This window comes from Pseudomonas sp. UBA2684, assembly GCA_002354655.1.
Classification (GTDB): Bacteria; Pseudomonadota; Gammaproteobacteria; order Pseudomonadales; family Pseudomonadaceae; genus Aquipseudomonas.
In genome coordinates this window covers 18,086-37,040 of the sequence record DELY01000040.1, presented here as the reverse complement: position 1 = coordinate 37,040, position 18,955 = coordinate 18,086, and the positions used below count along the sequence as shown (strand labels likewise).

Here is an 18,955-nt window from a genome sequence, read left to right as displayed (position 1 = left end):
TAACCACAGCCGCCTATTGCGGCTGCAAGTTCAAGCGCAACAACTGCCCTGCCGAGGCATCGGTCAGCACGTACAGGTAACCGTCCGGGCCTTGACGCACATCACGGATACGCGCGTTAAGGTCTTCCAGCAGGCGCTCTTCATGCACCACCTTGTCGCCGTCCAACTCCAGGCGAATCAGCGCCTGCCCAGCCAGCGCGCCGATAAACAGGTTGTGCTGCCATGCCGCAAACCGCTTGGCGTCGTAGAACGCCATGCCACTGATCGCCGGCGATTTTTCCCACACATGGTGCGGTGGCTCAGTGCCTTCGACCGCTTCCCCCTGAGCTTCCGGGATCGCCAACATCGAGTAGTTGACGCCGTGGGTGGCCAGCGGCCAGCCATAGTTCTTACCGGCCTGCGGGATATTGATCTCATCGCCGCCGCGTGGCCCATGCTCATGCGTCCACAACTGCCCAGTCCAGGGATTGAGCGCCGCGCCCTGCTGATTGCGGTGGCCATAGGACCAAATTTCCGCGCGGGCGCCCGGCTGATCGACAAAGGGATTGTCGCTCGGCACCTGGCCATCGGGATGCACCCGCACCACCTTGCCTTGTAACTTGTCGAGGTCTTGCGAGGTCGAGCGCTGGTTATTTTCGCCCAGGGCGATAAACAGGAAGCCGTCGCGATCGAACACCAGCCGCGAGCCGAAATGCGCGCCGCTGGAGAGTTTTGGCAACTGCCGGAAGATCACTGCAAAGTCTTCTAGCCGGCGCTTATCGGCCGACAACTTGCCACGCCCGACGGCCGTGCCGGTGTACTGGCCATCACCCGCTTCGGCATAGGACAGGTAGACCAGTCGATCCTTGGCAAAGTCCGGCGACAACGCCACATCGAGCAATCCGCCTTGGCTTTTCGCATACACCGCCGGCAAACCGGCGATGGGGTCGGACAGTTCGCCTTGCAGGCTGACCAAGCGCAAACGGCCCGGCCGCTCAGTCACCAACAGACCTTGTTGATCCGGCAGAAAAGCCATGCTCCAGGGGTTTTCCAGGCCTGAAAGCAACGTGGTGACCTGCAGCAGGCCGCGCTCACTCGGGTATTCGCTGCTCTGCGCGCTGGCCGTTGTTGCCGTCAGTGCGGCAGCCATGCCCAGAATTGGTAATAGACGCATACGAGCCATAGCGTTCTCCTCCTTCTGCCTGATGTGAGTTGCCACGGTTTACTGCCTGCGGCAACACGTGAAGGGCAAATAGTGCAACAGCAGCGGCGGCCTTTCAGCCCCACGAGCATTACCGCACATGTCAGGAGCAACGCCGCGACACGGCATGTGCTGCGTCAATAGATCGCGTATTTACGCTCGATGGCCGTATATTCGCCGCTCACGCGGATGGCGGTCAGGCCACGGTTGAACTGGTCGCGCTGGGCTTGCAAGCGAAACCCTACCTGGTAAGGCGTCGGCGCAAACAGCGGATACCAGGTCAGCGGCTGGCTGACATCGACCTGGGTGTACACCTCGCGGTTGAAGTAACGCAGGATACGCACATCGGCAATCACCACATCGATCCGGCCGCTATAGAGCAGGCGATTACGGGCAATTTGCTGTGCCTCTTCGCGATAGCGCGGATTACCCTCGGCCATCTGCTGAAACTCACTGCCAAGCAAAAAACGCGCGCGTTGAAACGCACTCACCGAATAACGCCCCAGGTCGCTGATTGTACGAATGTCGTAGTTACGCTCGCGCAACGCCACTGCGGCATTCTGGTAATAAATATGCGGGTTGGAATAAAACGCGGTGATGCCACTGTGTTCATTGGTCGGGGCAATGCCGTCGATCTCGCCACGGCGCAACATCAGGTGCAAGCGCTCCAGGGGCATGTAATGCACCTGCACGGTAAAGCCGGCATTGCGGGCCGCAGCGGTGACGATGTCGTATTCCAGCCCGCGGGCCTCGCCTTCGAAAATATAAGGCGGTTTATGCGTGCCGAAGCCCAGGCGCAACGTATCCGCGACAGCCAATGCGCTGAACCAGAGCAGCCCTATCCCCCACAACCACTTCATCCCGATACCTTTCGTTCATCCAGCGCGCAGCATAGCCGGCCACGGGGGCGCAGGGACATGGTCAATCGGCTATTGGGCATCGCGATGCACGGTGCAAACCACCCAATCGCCGTACAGCAGGGCCCACAGCCGCGATTAGAGAAGATTGGCCTCGCTGGCGAGCGTGTCGAAGACTTCTGGCAGCAAGGCCGCCGTACTCTGTCGGTCGAGTAACTCGCGCAGGTGCTCATCGCCTGGGAAACTGCTGTCGCGCATGCTCAACGGCGGCAATCCGCGCTCGGTAAGATCGCCGTTGTAAGTCATGCCAGGCGCTTCCTTTAGCGTATCGTTCGATGGCTGCCGAATGCGTCGCCACGGCTGCGGGTTCGGCGCTCTTGAATTCCGACCTGCAAAAACAGAACAAGGTTCGCGCGAACCACTCTAAGCACCAGCACAGACTGAACCCTGCTCCAGGGCATGAGTCAGACACCCCCAGAGGCCCCCACCGCATGCCACACCTGCACCTGCTCCGCCCAGCACTGGCTGGCCTGTTACTCGCCAGCGCCAGCTTCACAGCACTGGCAGCAGAGCCCCTGCGCCTGATGCACCTGCAACGCTGCGGCGACCTGCTCGACAACCGCACTCAGCAGTTCTGCCTGAGCGCACAGGGCGTGCAGCGCGACTCGTTGCGCGTGCTGCTCGATGGCCAGGCGCTGCCGGACGCGGCCATTGAGCGCGACGGCCAGCAACTTCGCGTACACCTATCCGCTACAGCGCAGCAGAGCGGGCCGATCTGGCTGGAACAGCATGGCCAGCCCAGCAACCCGGTCTGGCTGTCGCTCAAGGGCAGTCATGTATTGGCTGCCAAGCCCAGCGAAGTGGCGAAAAACATGGATGGACTGACCACTTATGTCGATTTGGTCAGCCTGATCATCGAAGAAGATGCCGATGGCCTCACGGTCGCCCGGCAGCTGGCGCAGAAATACCACGCCGAAGTGGTGGGGGCGATTGCGCCGCTCAACGTCTACCAACTGCGCCTACCGGCCGACAACCTCATCGAACGCGATGCCCTGGTGCTGCGCCTGGGCAGTGAAGTCAGCGTGGATGCAGTGGTGATCGAGGAGTCCTCCGCCGAGGAAAACGAAGCGACGCAGCGCGTCAACCCGCCACTTGAGGCACCCAGCGGCGATGAATGGGCGGCCAACCGCTTTCTCGACGCGGTCAACTATTACCAGCGGCGCATTCCCTCGAAGACCTCGCCGATTGTCACTACGCCCGTGCGCATCGGAGTCATCGAGCGCGATGTCGATTTCGACGCCGCCGACTTCCAGGACTACCTCGGCGCGGCGACGCGCGCCGATGGCAAACCGCACACCCGTCTGTATGCCCGCGATGCCAAGCGCCCCGATGGCCACGGCTCGACAGTCGCCGGAATTCTCGCCGCCCGCTGGGATACGGGCGGCAATACCGGCTTTCTCAGGGGCCTGGACGGCGCCGGACCAGGCTTCGAGGTGATCGTCGAACGCAACTCCGACGCCGGCATCACGGCCAATATCGCCGCCTCGGTCAACCTGGTGGAAGACGGCGTCCGGGTGCTCAACTGGAGCTGGGGTATTCACCGCATCGGCGCGAAAAACATTCGGGGCGATGAAATCGATTCACTGGTGCGCTCGGGCCTGGCCATGAGCGGCTATGAGGAACTGCTCGAAGAGTTCTTCCTCTGGCTGCGCCGCGAACACCCAGAGGTGGTCGTGGTCAACTCGGCCGGCAATGGCGCCTCGTTCTCCGGGGCCGACGAATACCGCCTGCCGTCCTCGTTCGTCACCGATCAGCTCTTGGTGGTCGGCGGCCACCAACGCAGCGAGCGTCAGGACGTAGCCGTGGACGACCCCGCCTATGTGGTCAAACGCAGCTCGTCGAACAGCGATACGCGCGTCGACATCACCGCCGCCGCCTGCGCCCACGCCTCCACCTTGCGGGCCGACGAACAAGGCGCAGCGCATTGCGGCACGTCCTACGCCACCCCCATGGTCACCGGCATCGTCGCCGGGCTGATATCGATCAACCCAGAACTGCATCCCGATCAACTGCGCATGTTGCTGCGCCGCAGCGCCATGACCCTCGGCGAGGAATTCGACTTCGAACCCACCGACGCCGAAGACCTGACGGCCCCCATTCTCCCCTCCGAGCGCAACTTCGATCTGAACAACCCGGACATCGGGCGCTCGGCACGCCTGGACATGCAAAAGGCCCTTGATCTGGCGGTAAAAAGTCGCGACCGGGTGCGTTAAAGCGGGCAATGGCCACAGTCGATAGAGCGGCGAATCCTATCGCTGATGCGCACCGCCTTAGAGGCGCTCAGGTTGAGTGGCCTGTGCGCCCGAGACAAGACGCTGCAACGAGTCATCGCGGGCGATGGCAAGGAGTACCGCCGCAGGATCGCCGGCATTGACTCATTGAACTAACCACACAGGCCACTAGACTCTCTCCACCGAGGTATCCATCGGACTGGCGCAGCCGTACAGCCCTGAGCCCGATAGACGCAGCCACTTTCCCTACCGGAGAACCATCATGCTCAAAGCCGAATACCAGACCCGCGGCCCAGTACCCCAAGACGTCATCGCCGCCGTCGAATTGCAACTGCCCGCTCCCGCCGCAGGCGAGGCGCGAATCAAGGTCGAGGCGGCGCCGATCAACCCCTCTGACGTGCTCACCCTGACCGGCGAATACGGCATGCTGCCGCCGTTGCCCGCCATTGGCGGTAACGAAGGCGTGGGCCGCGTCGAGGCGCTGGGGGCGCAAGTGAGCAACCTGAAAGTCGGCCAACTGGTGCTGCTGCCGGTCGGCTGCGGCACCTGGGTCAGCCACTTGAATGCACCGGCGAACAAGCTGATTCCGCTGCCCGAGGCCGATCCGCAGCAACTGGCGATGATGACCGTCAACCCACCGACCGCCTCGCTGATGCTCAGCCAGTTCGTTGACCTCAAGCCCGGTGACTGGGTAATTCAGAACGCCGCCAACTCCGGGGTGGGCAGTTACCTGATCCAACTGGCCAAGCTACGCGGCTTCAAGACCCTCAACGTGGTGCGCCGCGAATCGGCGGTGGCCAGCGTCGAGGCGGAAGGGGGCGATGTGGTGCTGGTGGATGGCCTGGACCTGGCCAAACGCGTGCGCGCCGCCACCGGTGGCGCGGCAGTGCGCCTGGGCATCGATGCCGTGGGCGGCGCCGCCACCGATCACCTGGCTGCCAGCCTCAGCGACGGCGGTGTGCTGGTCAACTACGGCATGATGAGCCGCCAGCCTTGCCAGGTGTCGCCAGGTTCGTTCGTGTTCCGCGACGTGACCCTGCGCGGTTTCTGGCTGGCCAAGTGGTTCAGAACCGCGACCCCGGCCGAGCAGATGAAGGTATTTGGCGAGCTGACCCAACTGATCGCTAGCGGCAAGCTGCGCACCCGCGTAGCGGCCACCTACGACGTCAGCCAGATCAAGGAGGCCGTGGCCGCAGCCGCCAGTGGCGAGCGCGACGGCAAGATCCTGATCGTGCCGAAGTAACTGCAACCACGGGGGGCGGGCTTCAGGATCAAGCCATACCGCAGCGCCGCGTGTCCGCCACTGCCGGGCGGACACGCGGCGCCAAATCCCTATGCGCCCTTACTCGACGGCAGGTTTACGCCGCTTCAGTGGCGCCAGGCCGTCCTGACTGACCAGCACCGGCGCATCGCTTTTGGGCTTGTTGATGGTATTGCGCTTGCTCGGCGCCTTGGCGGCCGGCTTCTTCGCGACGATCTTCTTGCCGGTTTTCGGGTCGATCTTTTTCTTCTTCGGCCCCACTGCCTTGCCCGAAGCCTTGAGGTTCTTCGGGCCTTGGTAGATGCCTTTCACATCCTTGATGGTGCGACGTTCGAAGCGCTGCTTGAGGTAGCGTTCGATGCTCGACATCAGGCTCCAATCGTTGTGGCAGATCAATGAAATCGCCAAGCCTTCCGCGCCGGCACGGCCGGTACGACCGATACGGTGCACGTATTCGTCGCCGGAGCGTGGCATATCGAAGTTGATCACCAGGTCCAGGCCGTCGACATCCAGGCCACGCGCGGCCACATCGGTGGCGACGAGGATCTTCACGGCGCCCTGCTTGAGGCGGTCGATGGCCAGCTTGCGGTCTTTCTGGTCTTTCTCGCCGTGCAGCACGAAGACTTTGTATTCCTTGGCCACCAACTTGCCGTACAGGCGGTCCGCTTGCACCCGGGTATTGGTGAAGATGATCGCCTTTTCATAGGTCTCGTTGGCCAGCAGCCAGTCGACCAGACGCTCTTTGTGGTGGTTGTGGTCTGCGGTGATGATCTGCTGACGCGTGCCTTCGTTGAGCTGGCTGACGCGGTTGAGCTGCAAATGCTGCGGCTCCTTGAGCACCTTCTCGACCATCTCGCGCAGCCCGGCGCCACCGCTGGTGGCGGAGAACAGCAGGGTCTGGCGCTCGGCATTGCACAGCTCGGCCAAGCGCTGCACGTCTTCGGCAAAGCCCATGTCGAGCATGCGGTCCGCCTCATCGAGCACCAGCACCTCGACCTCGTCCAACAACAAGTTGCCGGCATTGGCGTGTTCGATCAAACGACCCGGCGTACCGATCAGGATATCCACCCGGCGCAGCATCGCCGCCTGTACCTTGAAATCCTCGCCACCGGTGATCAACCCGGCCTTGAGAAAGGTGAACTGGGCGAAGCGCTCGACTTCCTTGAGGGTTTGCTGCGCCAGCTCGCGGGTCGGCAGGAGGATCATCGCGCGTACGCTCATGCGCGGCGAAGACGCACCATCGCCCAGCAGGCGATTGAGCATCGGCAACACAAAGGCGGCGGTCTTGCCGCTGCCGGTCTGCGCGGTTACCCGGAGGTCTTGCCCTTGCAGCGCCAGCGGAATAGCCGCTACCTGCACCGGGGTGGGCTCGACAAAGTTCAGCGCAGCCACGGCTTTAAGCAGGCGTTCATGCAGGGCAAATTGGGAAAACACGGGGTAACCTCGACAAAGAAACGGAAATCAGCTGTATAGCGTAACGGTTTCCCGCGTCGCGGCCGAATTTCTTTGTGCCGGCCCGCACATCATTTAGGCACGGGGCTTGAACGAAGCCAGCGTCAAGCGCTCCAATCAGCCATGACAACTGCCAATCCGGCGCTGGAGAATCCTATGTTCAACCCTTCGCGTTCTCTGCTGATCTGTAGCGGTCTGCTACTCGCCCTCGCCGCACACAGCGCCCTGGCAGCGCCCAAACACGACAACCCCGGCAAACACGGGGGCGGCGACAACACTATCGACGTCAACCTGCATGGCCCATCGATCGATATTGGCCGGGTACGCATCATTCTCGGCGACAACCGCGACTTGATCGGCCCGGTCAGCTCGCTGCCGCCCGGCATCGCCAAGAACCTGGCGCGCGGCAAACCCTTACCGCCGGGCATCGCCAAGAACTTCGACAGCCGCCTGCTCGGTCAACTGCCGCGCTACGACGGCTACGAGTGGAAGCAGATCGGCACGGACGTGGTGCTGGTAGCGATAGCCACCGGTATTGTCTACGAAGTGCTGCGCAACATACTCGACTGACCTCACGCAGGTCTCTGCTGCTTGACCAGCAAACGCGCACTGTCCCAGCCCACCAACAGCACAGCCAACCAGATCGGCAGGTAGGTCAACCACTGCTCGGCATTGAACACCTCACCGAGAAACACCACCGCCACCATAAATAACAGCACCGGCTCGACATAACTGAGGATGCCGAACAGTCCCAGCGGCAATAACCGGCTGGACGCCATCATCGCGGCGAAGGCCAGGGCACCGAGCAAGCCCAGGCCCGGCAGTAGCCACCAGAGTTGCGGCGCCTGGGTGAACACATCGCTCGGCCCCCACACGACGATCAGCCAAACAGCCAGCGGCGTCAGCATCAGCATCTCGAGAGCAAAGCCGGACAACGCGTCCAGGCGCATCCAGCGACGCAGCATGAAATACGGCGGATACCCCAGCGCCGTCACCAAGGTGACCCAGGAAAAGGCCTGCGAACGCCACAGCTCGTGCAGCACGCCCAGCAGCGCACAGGCCACCGCCAAGCGCTGCAACGGCCGCAAACGCTCGCCGTAAAACAGTCGGCCGGCCAACACCATGACCAGCGGCAGCAAAAAGTAGCCCAGCGACACATCGAGCATGCGCCCGGCCAGCGGCGCCCAGACGAACAACGCCCATTGCACGCCAATCAACGCCGCCGCCAGCGGCAAGGCGGCCAACAGCAACGACTCGCGACGTAAACGGCCGAACACCGTGATCAATACGCCCCACTGCCGCGCCACCGCCAGCAACAGCAACACCGCCGGAATCGACCAGAGCACCCGCTGGGCAAACACCTGCACACCATCGAGCGGCGCCAGTTGCTGCACATAGCCAGGAATCAGGGCAAACAACAGCGAGGCGAACACCGATAACGCCACGCCACGTCCAGACAAATTCATCACACCACCTTCAGTCGCTACGACGCGCGCCAGATCAGGCCATCACACCGCGATACACACACTAACGCCAGCGTTACCCAGACGGGCTAACCTCCGGTGCTGCGCTTAGCAAGGCGGCGACCTTAGCCTGTCGACGTGGCTTGAACAATCGCGCGGGCGCGTTATTTGCGAACCCCCTGGCGGAACAGACAGCCGGCCGCGCTGAGTCCTGTGGCGCTGGCTGGAATGAGCGGCGCAGAGGGCATGCTAGAGGGCTCGAACAAACTCCATTGCCAACGCCAGCCTGCTGTTGTGGGAGTGGCCTTGACCGCGAGCGGTTCAGGCAGCGCGCTGAATCGCGGCTAAAGCCCCTCCTACCTAGCCCGCGCACGGCTGCGGCGAGCAGATTTTTCGTGTTTTCGCGGCTAAAGCCACTGCCATGCGGCGCTGGGTTGCAGCAAAAGTTAGCGGGGCCAAAACCAAAAAAAAGCCCAGCCAACCACCAAGGCGGTTGACCGGGCATGCGCGCCCAGGAGCTGAGGGCGCGAAGAGGAGAGTCGGTTAAACGGCTAGGCGCCTGGCCATCAGGCCACTTGTGCCAGCTGCGCCTGAGCTTGTTGCAGGCCTTTTTCCAGGAACTCAGCGCCCAGATTCAGGCCTTCGGCATGGATAAAGCTGACGTCGTGAATCCCGATAAAGCCCAGTGCCTGACGCAGGTAGGGTTCTTGGTGATCCATGCTGCCGCCGGCGTAGATGCCGCCACGGGCGGTCAGCACCACGGCACGCTTGCCGCTGAGCAAGCCTTGCGGGCCGCTTTCGGTGTATTGGAAAGTCACCCCGGCACGCAGCACGTGGTCGAGCCAGGCCTTGAGGGTGCTGGGGATGGTGAAGTTGTACATAGGCGCGGCCAGCACCAGCACATCGGCGGCCAGCAACTCATCGGTGAGCGTATTGGACAGCGCCAGCGCGGCTTTTTCCGCATCGCTCTGTTGCTCGGCCGGAGTCATCCAACCGCCCAGCAGATTAGCGTCCAGGTGCGGCACCTGCTCGACGGCCACGTCGCGAACCGTGATCGGATCGGCCGGGTGAGCTGCTTGCCAATGAGCGATGAATTGCTCGGTGAGCTGGCGGGACACCGAACCGTGTTGGCGGGCGCTGCTTTCGATAACCAGAACGCGGGACATGCTGTGTGCTCCATCGAAGGGGTTGTTAAATGTCGATGGAGCAGAGAATAGAGCGACACGCATCGATAAAAAAGCGCAAAAAACCGCTTCAAACTATCGATTAAGTTGATTTATCAACACCCCCGCACTAGTCTCAGCTTCGCCTGGAAAAGTCGCCACACTACAACGCGCCGACTACTTCAGGCCGCAAGTCAGCTGCACGCGCAGCTTGATGATGCTGCGGGCGAATTTGACGGTCATGTTGCTGCTCTGCCCCGCCGCCAACACCATCTTGCGGGTGCGCGGTGCTTCAGGACCGTTGCGAAATATCGCCGTGCAGTGCGCGTCGGTTTGGCCATAGTTGTAGAGCATCACCGCGCCCATGTTGTGGTCGATTTCCTGGGGCGTGGCAGACACTTCGGCGCCGTTGAACTGTTTCTCCAGCTCGATCGGATAAGCAAACGCCGTCAGCGGCAATAAGGCGATCAGGGCACAGCAGAGCTTTTTCATGCGGCAGTCTCCAACAAAGGACTGCCAGTTTAGGGCGAGTTAGCCTCGCTGTGCACCCGACGACTCGTGTGAATAGGAGAGGATAATGAAAGCGCCCCGTGTGACCCTGGATCAATGGCGCACTTTGCAGGCGGTGGTCGACCAGGGCGGTTTTGCCCAGGCCGCCGAGGTGCTGCACCGCTCGCAATCCTCGGTTAGTTACACCGTGGCGCGCATGCAGGATCAGCTCGGCGTGCCGCTGCTGCGCATCGACGGGCGCAAGGCGGTGCTCACCGAAGCCGGCGATGTGCTGCTGCGCCGCTCGCGGCAACTGGTGAAACAGGCCAGCCAGCTGGAAGACCTGGCCCACCACATGGAGCAGGGCTGGGAGGCCGAAGTACGCCTGGTGGTGGATGCCGCCTACCCCAATGCGCGGCTGGTGCGCGCGCTGACCGCCTTTATGCCGCAGAGCCGCGGCTGCCGCGTGCGCCTGCGCGAGGAAGTGCTCTCCGGGGTCGAGGAGGTGCTCAAGGAAGGTGTCGCCGACCTGGCCATCTGCGGCTTCAATATTCCCGGCTTCCTCGGCTCGGAAATGAGTACGGTGGAGTTCATCGCCGTCGCCCACCCGGACCATCCGCTGCACCGCCTGCAGCGCGAGTTGAGTTTCCAGGACCTGGAAACCCAGATGCAGGTAGTCATCCGCGATTCCGGCCGCCAGCAACCGCGCGATGTCGGCTGGCTGGGCGCCGAGCAGCGCTGGACCGTCGGCAGCCTGGCCACCGCCGCCAGCTTCGTCGGCAACGGCCTGGGCTTCGCCTGGCTACCGCGCCACATGATCGAGCGCGAATTGAAAGACGGCCTGCTCAAACCGCTGCCACTGGACAAGGGTGGCAGCCGCAACCCGGTATTCTTTCTCTACTCGAACAAAGACAAACCGCTCGGCCCGGCCACGCAGATTCTCATCGACCTGATCCAGCGCTTCGATGCCGCGCCGCTCAGCGCCGCCTTCGCCGCCCCGCTACCGCCCACCTGACAAGGAGTCGCCCATGTCCTATTTCGATAACGACGGTTGCCAGCTGCACTACGAAGAATACGGTCACGGCGCCCCCGTGTTGCTGGTTCATGGCTTGGGTTCAAGCACCCGCGATTGGGAGTACCAGATTGCCGAGCTGGCGGCGCACTACCGGGTGATCGCCCTCGACGTGCGCGGCCATGGCCGCTCCGATAAACCCCGCGAACGCTACAGCATCGCCGGGTTCGCCGAGGACGTCGTCGCGCTGATCGAACACCTCAAGCTGGATGCGGTGCACCTGGTCGGCATTTCCATGGGCGGCATGATCGGCTTCCAGCTGGGCGTCGAGCGCCCCGACTTGCTGAAGAGCCTGACCATCGTCAACAGCGGCCCGGAAGTGAAAGCGAGAAGCCCGCGCGACTACCTGGAAATCGCCAAACGCTGGAGCCTGTCGCGTCTGCTCAGCCTCGACACCATCGCCAAGGCCCTCGGCAAGCTGCTGTTCCCCAAGCCCGAACAGGCCGAACTGCGCCGCAAGATCGAGCAACGCTGGCCACAGAACGACAAGCGCGCCTACCTCGCCAGTCTTGACGCGATTATCGGCTGGGGCGTGCGGGAACGCCTGGCGCGTATCACCTGTCCTACCCTGGTGATCAGCGCCGACCGCGACTACACCCCGGTGACGCAGAAAGAGGCCTACGTCAAAGAACTGCCCAACGCACGCCTGCTGGTGATCGAAGACTCGCGCCACGCCACACCACTGGATCAACCGCAACGCTTCAATAGCAGCCTGCTCGCCTTTCTCGATGAAGTCGAACAGACTGCCTCCACCACTCAATAAGGATCGCCAAGAATGCTGAAGAAACTTGCCCTCGCCGCCTGCTCACTGCTGTTCGCCACCAGCCTGCTGGCTGCGGAAAACCCGAAAGTGCTGCTGACCACCAGCCTTGGTGACATCGAAATCGAACTGGCTGCGGATAAAGCCCCGATCAGCGCGCAGAACTTCCTTGCCTACGTGGACAGCGGTTACTACAAGAACACCCAGTTTCACCGGGTAATCCCAGGTTTCATGGTGCAGGGCGGCGGTTTCGATGCCGACATGCAGCAGAAAGATACCCAGGCGCCGATCAAGAACGAAGCCGACAACGGTCTGCACAACGTGCGCGGCACCCTGGCCATGGCCCGTACGCAGGTGCGCGATTCGGCCACCAGCCAGTTCTTCATCAACCACAAGGACAACGCCTTCCTCGACCACGGCTCGCGTGACTTCGGCTACGCAGTGTTCGGCAAAGTGCTGCGCGGTATGGACGTGGTCGACAAGATCGCCCAGGTGCCGACCGCCACCCGTAGCGGCCACCAGAACGTGCCGCTGGAGCCGGTGCTGATCATCGACGCCAAACGCCTCTGACGCCACTCGCCTAGGCTGGGCTGAAGCCCAGCCTAGGCAACACCAAGCGCCGCCACCCAGCCGCGCAAAACTCGCTAGAATCAGGCTCTGTTCCCCGACCGAGGCAGGATGCCTGACATGTTGTTTCGCCGCTTCGAAGCCCTGATCGACGTATTCAAAGCCAGCCCGGACGTCGAGCCACCGGCCGGCATCCTGCCGTTCTACGCCCACTACCTGCGCCAGGTCTGGCCGCTGATGATCGCCGTGCTGGTGGTCGGCTTCTTCGCCGCCTTGATCGAGGTGGCGCTGTTCAGCTTCCTCGGTCAACTGATCGACATGTCCCAGGCCACGCCGAGCCGCGAATTCTTCAGCCAGTATCAGAACGAGTTGCTGTGGATGCTGCTGGTGGCGCTGGTCATCCGCCCCCTGGTCTTCGGCCTGCACAACCTGCTGACGCACCAGACCATCAACCCCGGTCTGACCAACCTGATCCGCTGGCAGAATCACCGCTACGTGCTCAAACAGAGCCTGAGCTTCTTCCAGAACGACTTCGCCGGGCGTATCGCCCAGCGCATCATGCAGACCGGGCCGTCGCTGCGCGATTCGGCGATGCAGGTGGTCGATGCCCTCTGGCACGTGGCGGTGTATGCCGGCAGTGCGCTGTACCTGTTCGCCGCCGCCGATCTGCGCCTGATCCTGCCGTTGCTGCTCTGGATCGCCGGTTACTGCGCCGCGCTTTGCTACTTCGTGCCGCGCATCAAGGAACGCTCGGCAGCGGCTTCGGCGGCGCGCTCGAAAGTCATGGGGCGGGTGGTCGACGGCTACAGCAACGTCACCACCCTCAAGCTGTTCGCCCACACCCAGGTCGAAGAACACTACGCCCGCGAAGCGATGCAGGAGCTGCTCGACAAGTTCCGCCTGCAATCGCGCACCATCACCACCCTGGATTTCCTCATCACCAGCCTCAACGGCGTGCTGATCGTCGGCACCGGCGCGCTGGCGCTGTGGCTGTGGACTCAGGGCCAGATCAGCACCGGCGCCATTGCCCTGGCGCTGGGCCTGGTGATCCGCATCAACAACATGGCCGAGTGGATCATGTGGGTGGTCAACGGCATCTTCGAAAACGTCGGCACCGTGCAGGACGGCATGAAAACCATCGTCCAGCCGCGCCAGGTGCTCGACCAGGCACAGGCCAGACCGCTCCACGTCAGCCAGGGCGCCGTGCACTTCGACAACATTCACTTTCACTACGGCAAACGCCACGGGGTGATCGGCGGCCTGGACCTCCAGGTGCAGGCCGGGGAAAAAATCGGCCTGGTCGGCCCCTCCGGCGCTGGCAAATCGACCCTGGTCAGCTTGCTGCTGCGCCTCTATGACCTGGAGAGCGGGCGCATCCTCATCGACGGCCAAAACATCGCCGAGGTGACCCAGGAAAGCCTGCGCGCGCAGATCGGCGTGGTCACCCAGGACACCTCGCTGCTGCACCGCTCGATCCGCGACAACCTGCTCTACGGCAAACCCGAGGCCAGCGAAGCGGAACTGCGCGACGCGGTACGCAAGGCCCGCGCCGATGGGTTTATCCCCTTACTCGACGACAGCCAGGGCGGCCGCGGCTTCGATGCCATGGTCGGCGAACGCGGGGTCAAGCTTTCCGGCGGCCAGCGCCAGCGCGTCGCCATCGCCCGTGTGCTGCTCAAGGACGCGCCGATCCTGGTGCTCGACGAAGCCACCTCGGCGCTGGATTCCGAGGTCGAAGCCGCGATCCAGGAAAGCCTCGACAGCCTGATGCACGGTAAAACCGTGATCGCCATCGCCCACCGCCTGTCGACCATCGCGCGCATGGACCGCCTGGTGGTAATCGACCAGGGGCGCATCGTCGAAACCGGCAGCCACAGCCAACTGATCGCCCAGGGCGGCCTCTACGCCCGCCTGTGGCAGCACCAGACCGGCGGTTTTGTCGGGGTCGATTGAAGCCTGATCGCGGCCATGGGCCGCGCCTACAGCAGCAGCGCGTGATGTCCAACTGTAGGAGCGGGCCACGCTCGTGAAATACCCCAGGAGAATGCTTATGGATGAGCATCACAGCCATCGCGGGCATGGCCCGCTCCTACACAGAAAATCCGGGCACGCGGCCTTGCGCAAAGGCCGAGTCTCCCTGGGCCATACGGTTTATCTGATTACCGCAACTACAGATAAGCGCGAGCCACGCTTCGCCTATTTTCCAGCGGCCTGCTCGGCCGCACGCTGTTTCGAGGACCGCGCCTTGCTCGGTGAGAGTCGCATGCTCGCCTGGGTGCTGATGCCCGATCATGCGCACTGGCTGCTTCAGCTTGGTGACAAGGACAGGCTCGGCGATGTAGTTGGCCGGCTCAAATCCGCCAGCTCACGGCAGGCCAATCGCCTATTGGATCGACAAGGGCCGCTCTGGGCGAAAACCTTTCACGATCACGCCTTGCGCGCTGAAGACGGGCTGCAAGCCGTCGCCCGCTATATCGTCGCCAACCCGCGGCGGGCGGGCCTGGTAAAACGAATCGGCGATTATCCTTTCTGGAACGCGATCTGGCTTTGATAAGGCGCAGAGATCGTTGCTGTAGCTAACATCGCTTCGCGGGCATGGCCCGCGCTTACATGAACGCTGCATCACCCGTAGGAGCGGGCCATGCCCGCGAACCGCAATCGATCAGGCGAGAGGCGATCAACCCTGCCGATACGGCAACAGGCTACGCGCTTCCTCGGCGTAACCCTGCACGCCGGCGCGCTCCTGTTCGAGAAAATCCGCCACCGCCGCGCGCAGGCCGGGGTGGCAGAGGTAATGCCAGGAGCGGGTGATCACCGGCTCGAAGCCGCGAATCAGCTTGTGCTCGCCCTGGGCGCCGGCGTCGAAGCGCTGGAGGCCCTGGGCAATCGCGTAGTCCATCCCCTGGTAGAAGCAGGTCTCGAAATGCAGGCGGTCGAACTCCGCCAGGCAGCCCCAGTAGCGGCCATACAAACTGTCGCCGCCGAGCAAGCTGAACGCCATGGCCACCGGCTGGGCGCCCTGACGCGCCAGTACCACGCGGATCGCTTCGGGCATGCGCTCGGCCAGCAGGCTGAAAAATGCCCGCGTCAGGTACGGCGCCTGGCCACGTACGCGGTAGGTGTTGGCGTAGCACAGGTAGACGAAATCCCACTCGACCTCGCTGAGCTGGTGCCCCGCGCGCCAGTCGAAGTCGATGCCCTGCCCCGCCACCTGCTCGCGTTCCTTGCGCAGCTGCTTGCGTTTGCGCGAACTCAGGCTGTCGAGAAAATCCTGAAAGTCGCGGTAACCACGGTTGCGCCAGTGGTACTGGCAACCCAGGCGCTCCAGCCAGCCGTCGCGGCCACGCAGCAGAGCATCGGCGGCCTCGTCGGTGAAGTTGATGTGCAGGCTGGACAGGCCCTGGCGCTCCAGGCTCACGGTCAGCTCATCGAGCAGCTGCCCCGCCGCCAACGGATCGCCCAACAGGCGCTGGCCAGTCACCGGGGAAAAGGGGATGGCGCCGAGCAGCTTGGGGTAATAGTCGATCCCGGCGCGGCGGCAGGCATCGGCCCAGCCGTGGTCGAACACATATTCGCCGTAGGAATGGCTTTTCAGATAAGCCGGCAGCGCCGCCAGCGGCTGGCCCTGGCCATCGAGCAGCACCTGATGCGCGGCCTGCCAACCACTGCGCCCGCCCACGCTGCCGCTGTCTTCCAGAGCCGAGAGAAACGCATGGCGCAGGAAGGGCTGCGGCTGCGTCAGCAAGGCATCCCAACAGGCGGGCGCGAGGTCATTCAGCGAGGCCAAACAGTGCACGGACATCGACAGCTCTCATGGTGTGGCGAGGCTGCACTATAACGTCAAGCAGGCGACGGGCTGAATGGCAATCGCCAGGCGACCGCGCGGCGCCTGGCGATAACGCCCGATCAGTTGAGCTGGGCCTTGTAGCCGATCAGGTAGTGCAGCTTAGTCGTGGCCATCTTGCCCAGTTCCTTGCGATCCACCGCCGCATAGCCGCCCAGTTGGCGGGCTTGCAAACCGCTGTCGCCGATCACCCGGTCCGCCGGCTGCGCGACCATCAATTGGGCCGCGGCCTCGACCGCAGCGCGGTAACCACCGCGGTCGTGCAAGTCGTAATCGCTCAAGGCGAGCTGGCCGCGCAGCCAGTTGCCCCAGTAAAACTCGAGAAACTCCGGCGCCACGTCACCGGAACGCGGCTTGTCGTAGGCCACTTCACGGGTGAAGTAGACCAGCGCGCGGTATGGGTCGTTGTGCAGATTGGCCAGGCCCAATTGCGCGGGAATCTGCTGCGACTCGATCGGCTGACCATTGCCGTCTTTCAGCCAGACCTTGCGCGCGTCCTGCATGCGCTGCCAGAAGCTCGACAGGTTGGCACTGTCGCTGAAGTTGTCGGTGACCTTGACCCACACCTGCAACTGCGGCCCCGCGCCCGGCTGTTCTCAGAGGGTGGTGAAGGTGTGATGGCCGTCGGTGAGGTAGAGCTGGCCGCCTGGGCCGACCACCACAGTTTTCATCTCGCTGCCGCGCGAACCGACAGCGCCCTGGCATTCGAAGCTCTGCGGCGCATGCAGGTTGGCGCCGTTCGGCACCTTGCTGCTCTCGCCCTGGCCATTGGCCTCGCAATACTCGTCGTAGCGTTTTTTCGGCTCTTTGGCGAAACGCCCGAGCTTGTAATAGATCTGGTCGTAGCCAACCACGGACTGGGTCGGGTGCAGTTGTTCGAGACGAACCTGCACCAGCTCGCCAGGTTTGGCCGCACTGAAATCATTGGCCATGGCATTCAGGCTCAACGCCGTCGCTAACATCAGGCTAAACAGGGCACGCAGCACGCGAACCTCCACTGATCGGTCGATAAAAAAAGCCCCGCACGGAGCGGGGCTTCAAAGGAGCAACGTTTTACCGATAGTGCTTTTAGAACAGGTACTGCAAACGCAGGGTCACAGCATCGCCATCGTCGTCGCCAGCAGTGTTTGCAAGATCGTCTGCTTTAGCGGTGATGTAATTTGCAGCCACCTTGACGGACTCGTTGGCGTACCAGTTCACGCCCACGGTATGTACTTTGGCGCCGGCTTCGATGGTGTCTGCGGTCAAACCGGCGACAGCGCCGGCAGGCAAGCGTGGAGTTTCGTCAACAGTGATGTTGTCGTAGCGGTAGAAGACTTCCCAAGCACCCAACTGCTTGTTGCTCGGCTTAATCTTGTCGAACTTGCCGCCATCGAGCTTGTAGCTGCGCGACTCACCGGTCAGGGTGTAGGCCAACTGAACGTTATAACCGGAAGCTTCTAGATCGTTATCGTTGCCATTCAACAGCTCGGAGCCATCGGCAGTGCGCTTCAGGTATTCGCCCTGCACGGAGAACGGCCCCATCATGTAGGCCGCTTCGAGACCATAGGCGCTATCAGTACCGTCCAGGAAAGCGTCGCCGTAAGTACCACGGTTGCCATTGACTTCATCTTCGGTGGTGCCGCGTACCGAAAGGCGAGAGCGAATACGTTCACGGAAGCCATCTTCAACTTCGCGGGTTGCGTAGTTCAGGCCGAAATGTAGAACCTGGCCCTCTTCAACGATTGGAGCGAATACACCACGCGTGATGATGGAGTAGTTATTTTCGCCGTCTTGGTCCTGGTTACCATCCTGGCGATAGGCACCAGCCTCGCCATGGAACATGCCGCCGAGAGTAGTACGCAGACGGATGCCTTCGCCATTCTCGTGGGTATTCGTCCACGGGGCCAAATCATTGATTGCCGAACGCTCGATGGAAGTAATCCACTTGGAGCTGACAGCCTCTTCCAGACCGAAAGTCGGATTGATGCGGCCTACGCTAAGGGTGACCGGGTCAAAACCGGTGTAAGAGACGGATGCTTCGTCCCAGTTATCGTCTCCACCGCTATCGCCGAAGTTGCGGTTGAATACATATTCCCAATCTTGGTAGGCAACACCGGAAATTTCCAGGCGGGCACGGCGTAGATAGGTTTCGTCGGCACGGTTGCCATTTTGAGTGTAGAAACCGTCGAAGCTGCCGCCATCGAGTTGCAGACGACCACCAATCTTGAAGCCGAACTGCTTGTCAGTGGTAGCGACTTCCAGGCCACCCTTGGTTTTGACAACGATATCGGCGCCGTCGGTGGTGACGGTGCCAGCGAAAGCCTGGGCGGAAACGGCCAGAGCCAGGGCGCTGGCTGCGAAACCGGCGAAGTGCTTACGGATCATCGAAGATTCCCCTAATGAACTTTAGAAGTGTTGAAAACACCCGAGCGTTTGGGCTCGTTCGTGCTGGAGGGAATCTTGGCGGGGGGTTATTTCAGCGCAGTTGCTGATATATAAATATTTGATGACAACGGAACTTTTTACTTCGTTTGCATATAAGCAGTTGACCGCTCTAGTCCGCACCTTTTACGG

Annotated in this window: 17 protein-coding genes and 1 pseudogene; 8 read left to right on the top strand and 10 right to left on the bottom strand. The window is 62.4% G+C overall.

Annotation, left to right across the window (positions count from 1 at the left end; genetic code table 11):
* Nucleotides 1-13: 13 nt before the first annotated feature.
* The 3 genes from B3M58_RS13260 to B3M58_RS13250 form a co-directional block, all read right to left on the bottom strand.
* Entirely contained in the window at nucleotides 14-1,162 is a 1,149-nt protein-coding gene (locus B3M58_RS13260) for a PQQ-dependent sugar dehydrogenase (protein ID WP_414704087.1), read from the bottom strand.
* Between the two features lie 155 nt (nucleotides 1,163-1,317).
* Nucleotides 1,318-2,040, bottom strand: coding sequence for a substrate-binding periplasmic protein (locus tag B3M58_RS13255; protein ID WP_296219750.1), 723 nt, complete (start codon nucleotides 2,038-2,040; stop codon nucleotides 1,318-1,320).
* A 135-nt stretch (nucleotides 2,041-2,175) separates the two neighbouring features.
* Nucleotides 2,176-2,343 (bottom strand): hypothetical protein, encoded by a 168-nt coding sequence (locus B3M58_RS13250; RefSeq protein ID WP_296219748.1) that lies wholly within the window; start codon nucleotides 2,341-2,343, stop codon nucleotides 2,176-2,178.
* 185 nt (nucleotides 2,344-2,528) lie between these two features.
* On the opposite strand from B3M58_RS13250, the gene B3M58_RS13245 reads away from it, so the two are divergent.
* Nucleotides 2,529-4,310: a S8/S53 family peptidase gene (locus B3M58_RS13245; RefSeq protein WP_296219747.1), complete on the top strand. Its 1,782-nt coding sequence runs from the start codon at nucleotides 2,529-2,531 to the stop codon at nucleotides 4,308-4,310.
* Between the two features lie 280 nt (nucleotides 4,311-4,590).
* On the top strand, nucleotides 4,591-5,571 hold the full coding sequence (locus B3M58_RS13240; protein ID WP_296219745.1) for a zinc-dependent alcohol dehydrogenase family protein: 981 nt from the start codon (nucleotides 4,591-4,593) through the stop codon (nucleotides 5,569-5,571).
* A 99-nt stretch (nucleotides 5,572-5,670) separates the two neighbouring features.
* Here the strand turns inward: B3M58_RS13240 and B3M58_RS13235 are convergent, their stop codons facing one another.
* The gene (locus B3M58_RS13235) at nucleotides 5,671-7,023 is read right to left on the bottom strand and encodes a DEAD/DEAH box helicase (RefSeq protein WP_296219744.1); all 1,353 of its coding nucleotides are present in this window, start codon (nucleotides 7,021-7,023) and stop codon (nucleotides 5,671-5,673) included.
* Nucleotides 7,024-7,197: 174 nt separating this feature from the next.
* On the opposite strand from B3M58_RS13235, the gene B3M58_RS13230 reads away from it, so the two are divergent.
* Complete coding sequence (locus B3M58_RS13230; RefSeq protein WP_296219743.1) at nucleotides 7,198-7,611, top strand: anti-virulence regulator CigR family protein; 414 nt, start codon at nucleotides 7,198-7,200, stop codon at nucleotides 7,609-7,611.
* 2 nt (nucleotides 7,612-7,613) lie between these two features.
* Here B3M58_RS13230 and rarD read toward each other — a convergent pair whose 3' ends face one another.
* The 3 genes from rarD to B3M58_RS13215 form a co-directional block, all read right to left on the bottom strand.
* Nucleotides 7,614-8,507, bottom strand: coding sequence for an EamA family transporter RarD (rarD, locus tag B3M58_RS13225; protein ID WP_296219741.1), 894 nt, complete (start codon nucleotides 8,505-8,507; stop codon nucleotides 7,614-7,616).
* Nucleotides 8,508-9,070: 563 nt separating this feature from the next.
* Nucleotides 9,071-9,670, bottom strand: a complete 600-nt coding sequence (locus B3M58_RS13220) for an FMN-dependent NADH-azoreductase (RefSeq protein WP_296219739.1) — start codon at nucleotides 9,668-9,670, stop codon at nucleotides 9,071-9,073.
* Nucleotides 9,671-9,844: 174 nt separating this feature from the next.
* Nucleotides 9,845-10,159 carry a 3-phosphoglycerate kinase gene (locus B3M58_RS13215; protein ID WP_296219738.1) on the bottom strand — a complete coding sequence of 105 codons (315 nt, stop codon included), beginning with the start codon at nucleotides 10,157-10,159 and terminating at the stop codon, nucleotides 9,845-9,847.
* Nucleotides 10,160-10,244: 85 nt separating this feature from the next.
* Here B3M58_RS13215 and B3M58_RS13210 point away from each other — a divergent pair, with 85 nt between their 5' ends.
* The 5 genes from B3M58_RS13210 to B3M58_RS13190 all read left to right on the top strand — a co-directional run bounded on the left by B3M58_RS13210 (nucleotide 10,245) and on the right by B3M58_RS13190 (nucleotide 15,106).
* Complete coding sequence (locus tag B3M58_RS13210) at nucleotides 10,245-11,171, top strand: LysR family transcriptional regulator (protein WP_296219737.1); 927 nt, start codon at nucleotides 10,245-10,247, stop codon at nucleotides 11,169-11,171.
* Between the two features lie 13 nt (nucleotides 11,172-11,184).
* Entirely contained in the window at nucleotides 11,185-11,991 is an 807-nt protein-coding gene (locus tag B3M58_RS13205; RefSeq protein WP_296219735.1) for an alpha/beta fold hydrolase, read from the top strand.
* A 12-nt stretch (nucleotides 11,992-12,003) separates the two neighbouring features.
* Complete coding sequence (locus tag B3M58_RS13200) at nucleotides 12,004-12,558, top strand: peptidylprolyl isomerase (protein WP_296219733.1); 555 nt, start codon at nucleotides 12,004-12,006, stop codon at nucleotides 12,556-12,558.
* A gap of 117 nt (nucleotides 12,559-12,675) precedes the next feature.
* Nucleotides 12,676-14,508: an ABC transporter ATP-binding protein gene (locus B3M58_RS13195; RefSeq protein WP_296219732.1), complete on the top strand. Its 1,833-nt coding sequence runs from the start codon at nucleotides 12,676-12,678 to the stop codon at nucleotides 14,506-14,508.
* Between the two features lie 97 nt (nucleotides 14,509-14,605).
* Complete coding sequence (locus tag B3M58_RS13190) at nucleotides 14,606-15,106, top strand: REP-associated tyrosine transposase (RefSeq protein WP_296219730.1); 501 nt, start codon at nucleotides 14,606-14,608, stop codon at nucleotides 15,104-15,106.
* A gap of 126 nt (nucleotides 15,107-15,232) precedes the next feature.
* On the opposite strand, the gene B3M58_RS13185 is transcribed toward B3M58_RS13190, so the two are convergent.
* The 3 genes and pseudogenes from B3M58_RS13185 to B3M58_RS13175 form a co-directional block, all read right to left on the bottom strand.
* Nucleotides 15,233-16,357 (bottom strand): GNAT family N-acetyltransferase, encoded by a 1,125-nt coding sequence (locus B3M58_RS13185; protein ID WP_296219728.1) that lies wholly within the window; start codon nucleotides 16,355-16,357, stop codon nucleotides 15,233-15,235.
* A gap of 104 nt (nucleotides 16,358-16,461) precedes the next feature.
* A pseudogene (locus B3M58_RS13180) lies at nucleotides 16,462-17,361 on the bottom strand (ParB/Srx family N-terminal domain-containing protein).
* Nucleotides 17,362-17,467: 106 nt separating this feature from the next.
* The gene (locus B3M58_RS13175; protein WP_296219726.1) at nucleotides 17,468-18,766 is read right to left on the bottom strand and encodes an OprO/OprP family phosphate-selective porin; all 1,299 of its coding nucleotides are present in this window, start codon (nucleotides 18,764-18,766) and stop codon (nucleotides 17,468-17,470) included.
* Between the last annotated feature and the right edge of the window lie 189 nt (nucleotides 18,767-18,955).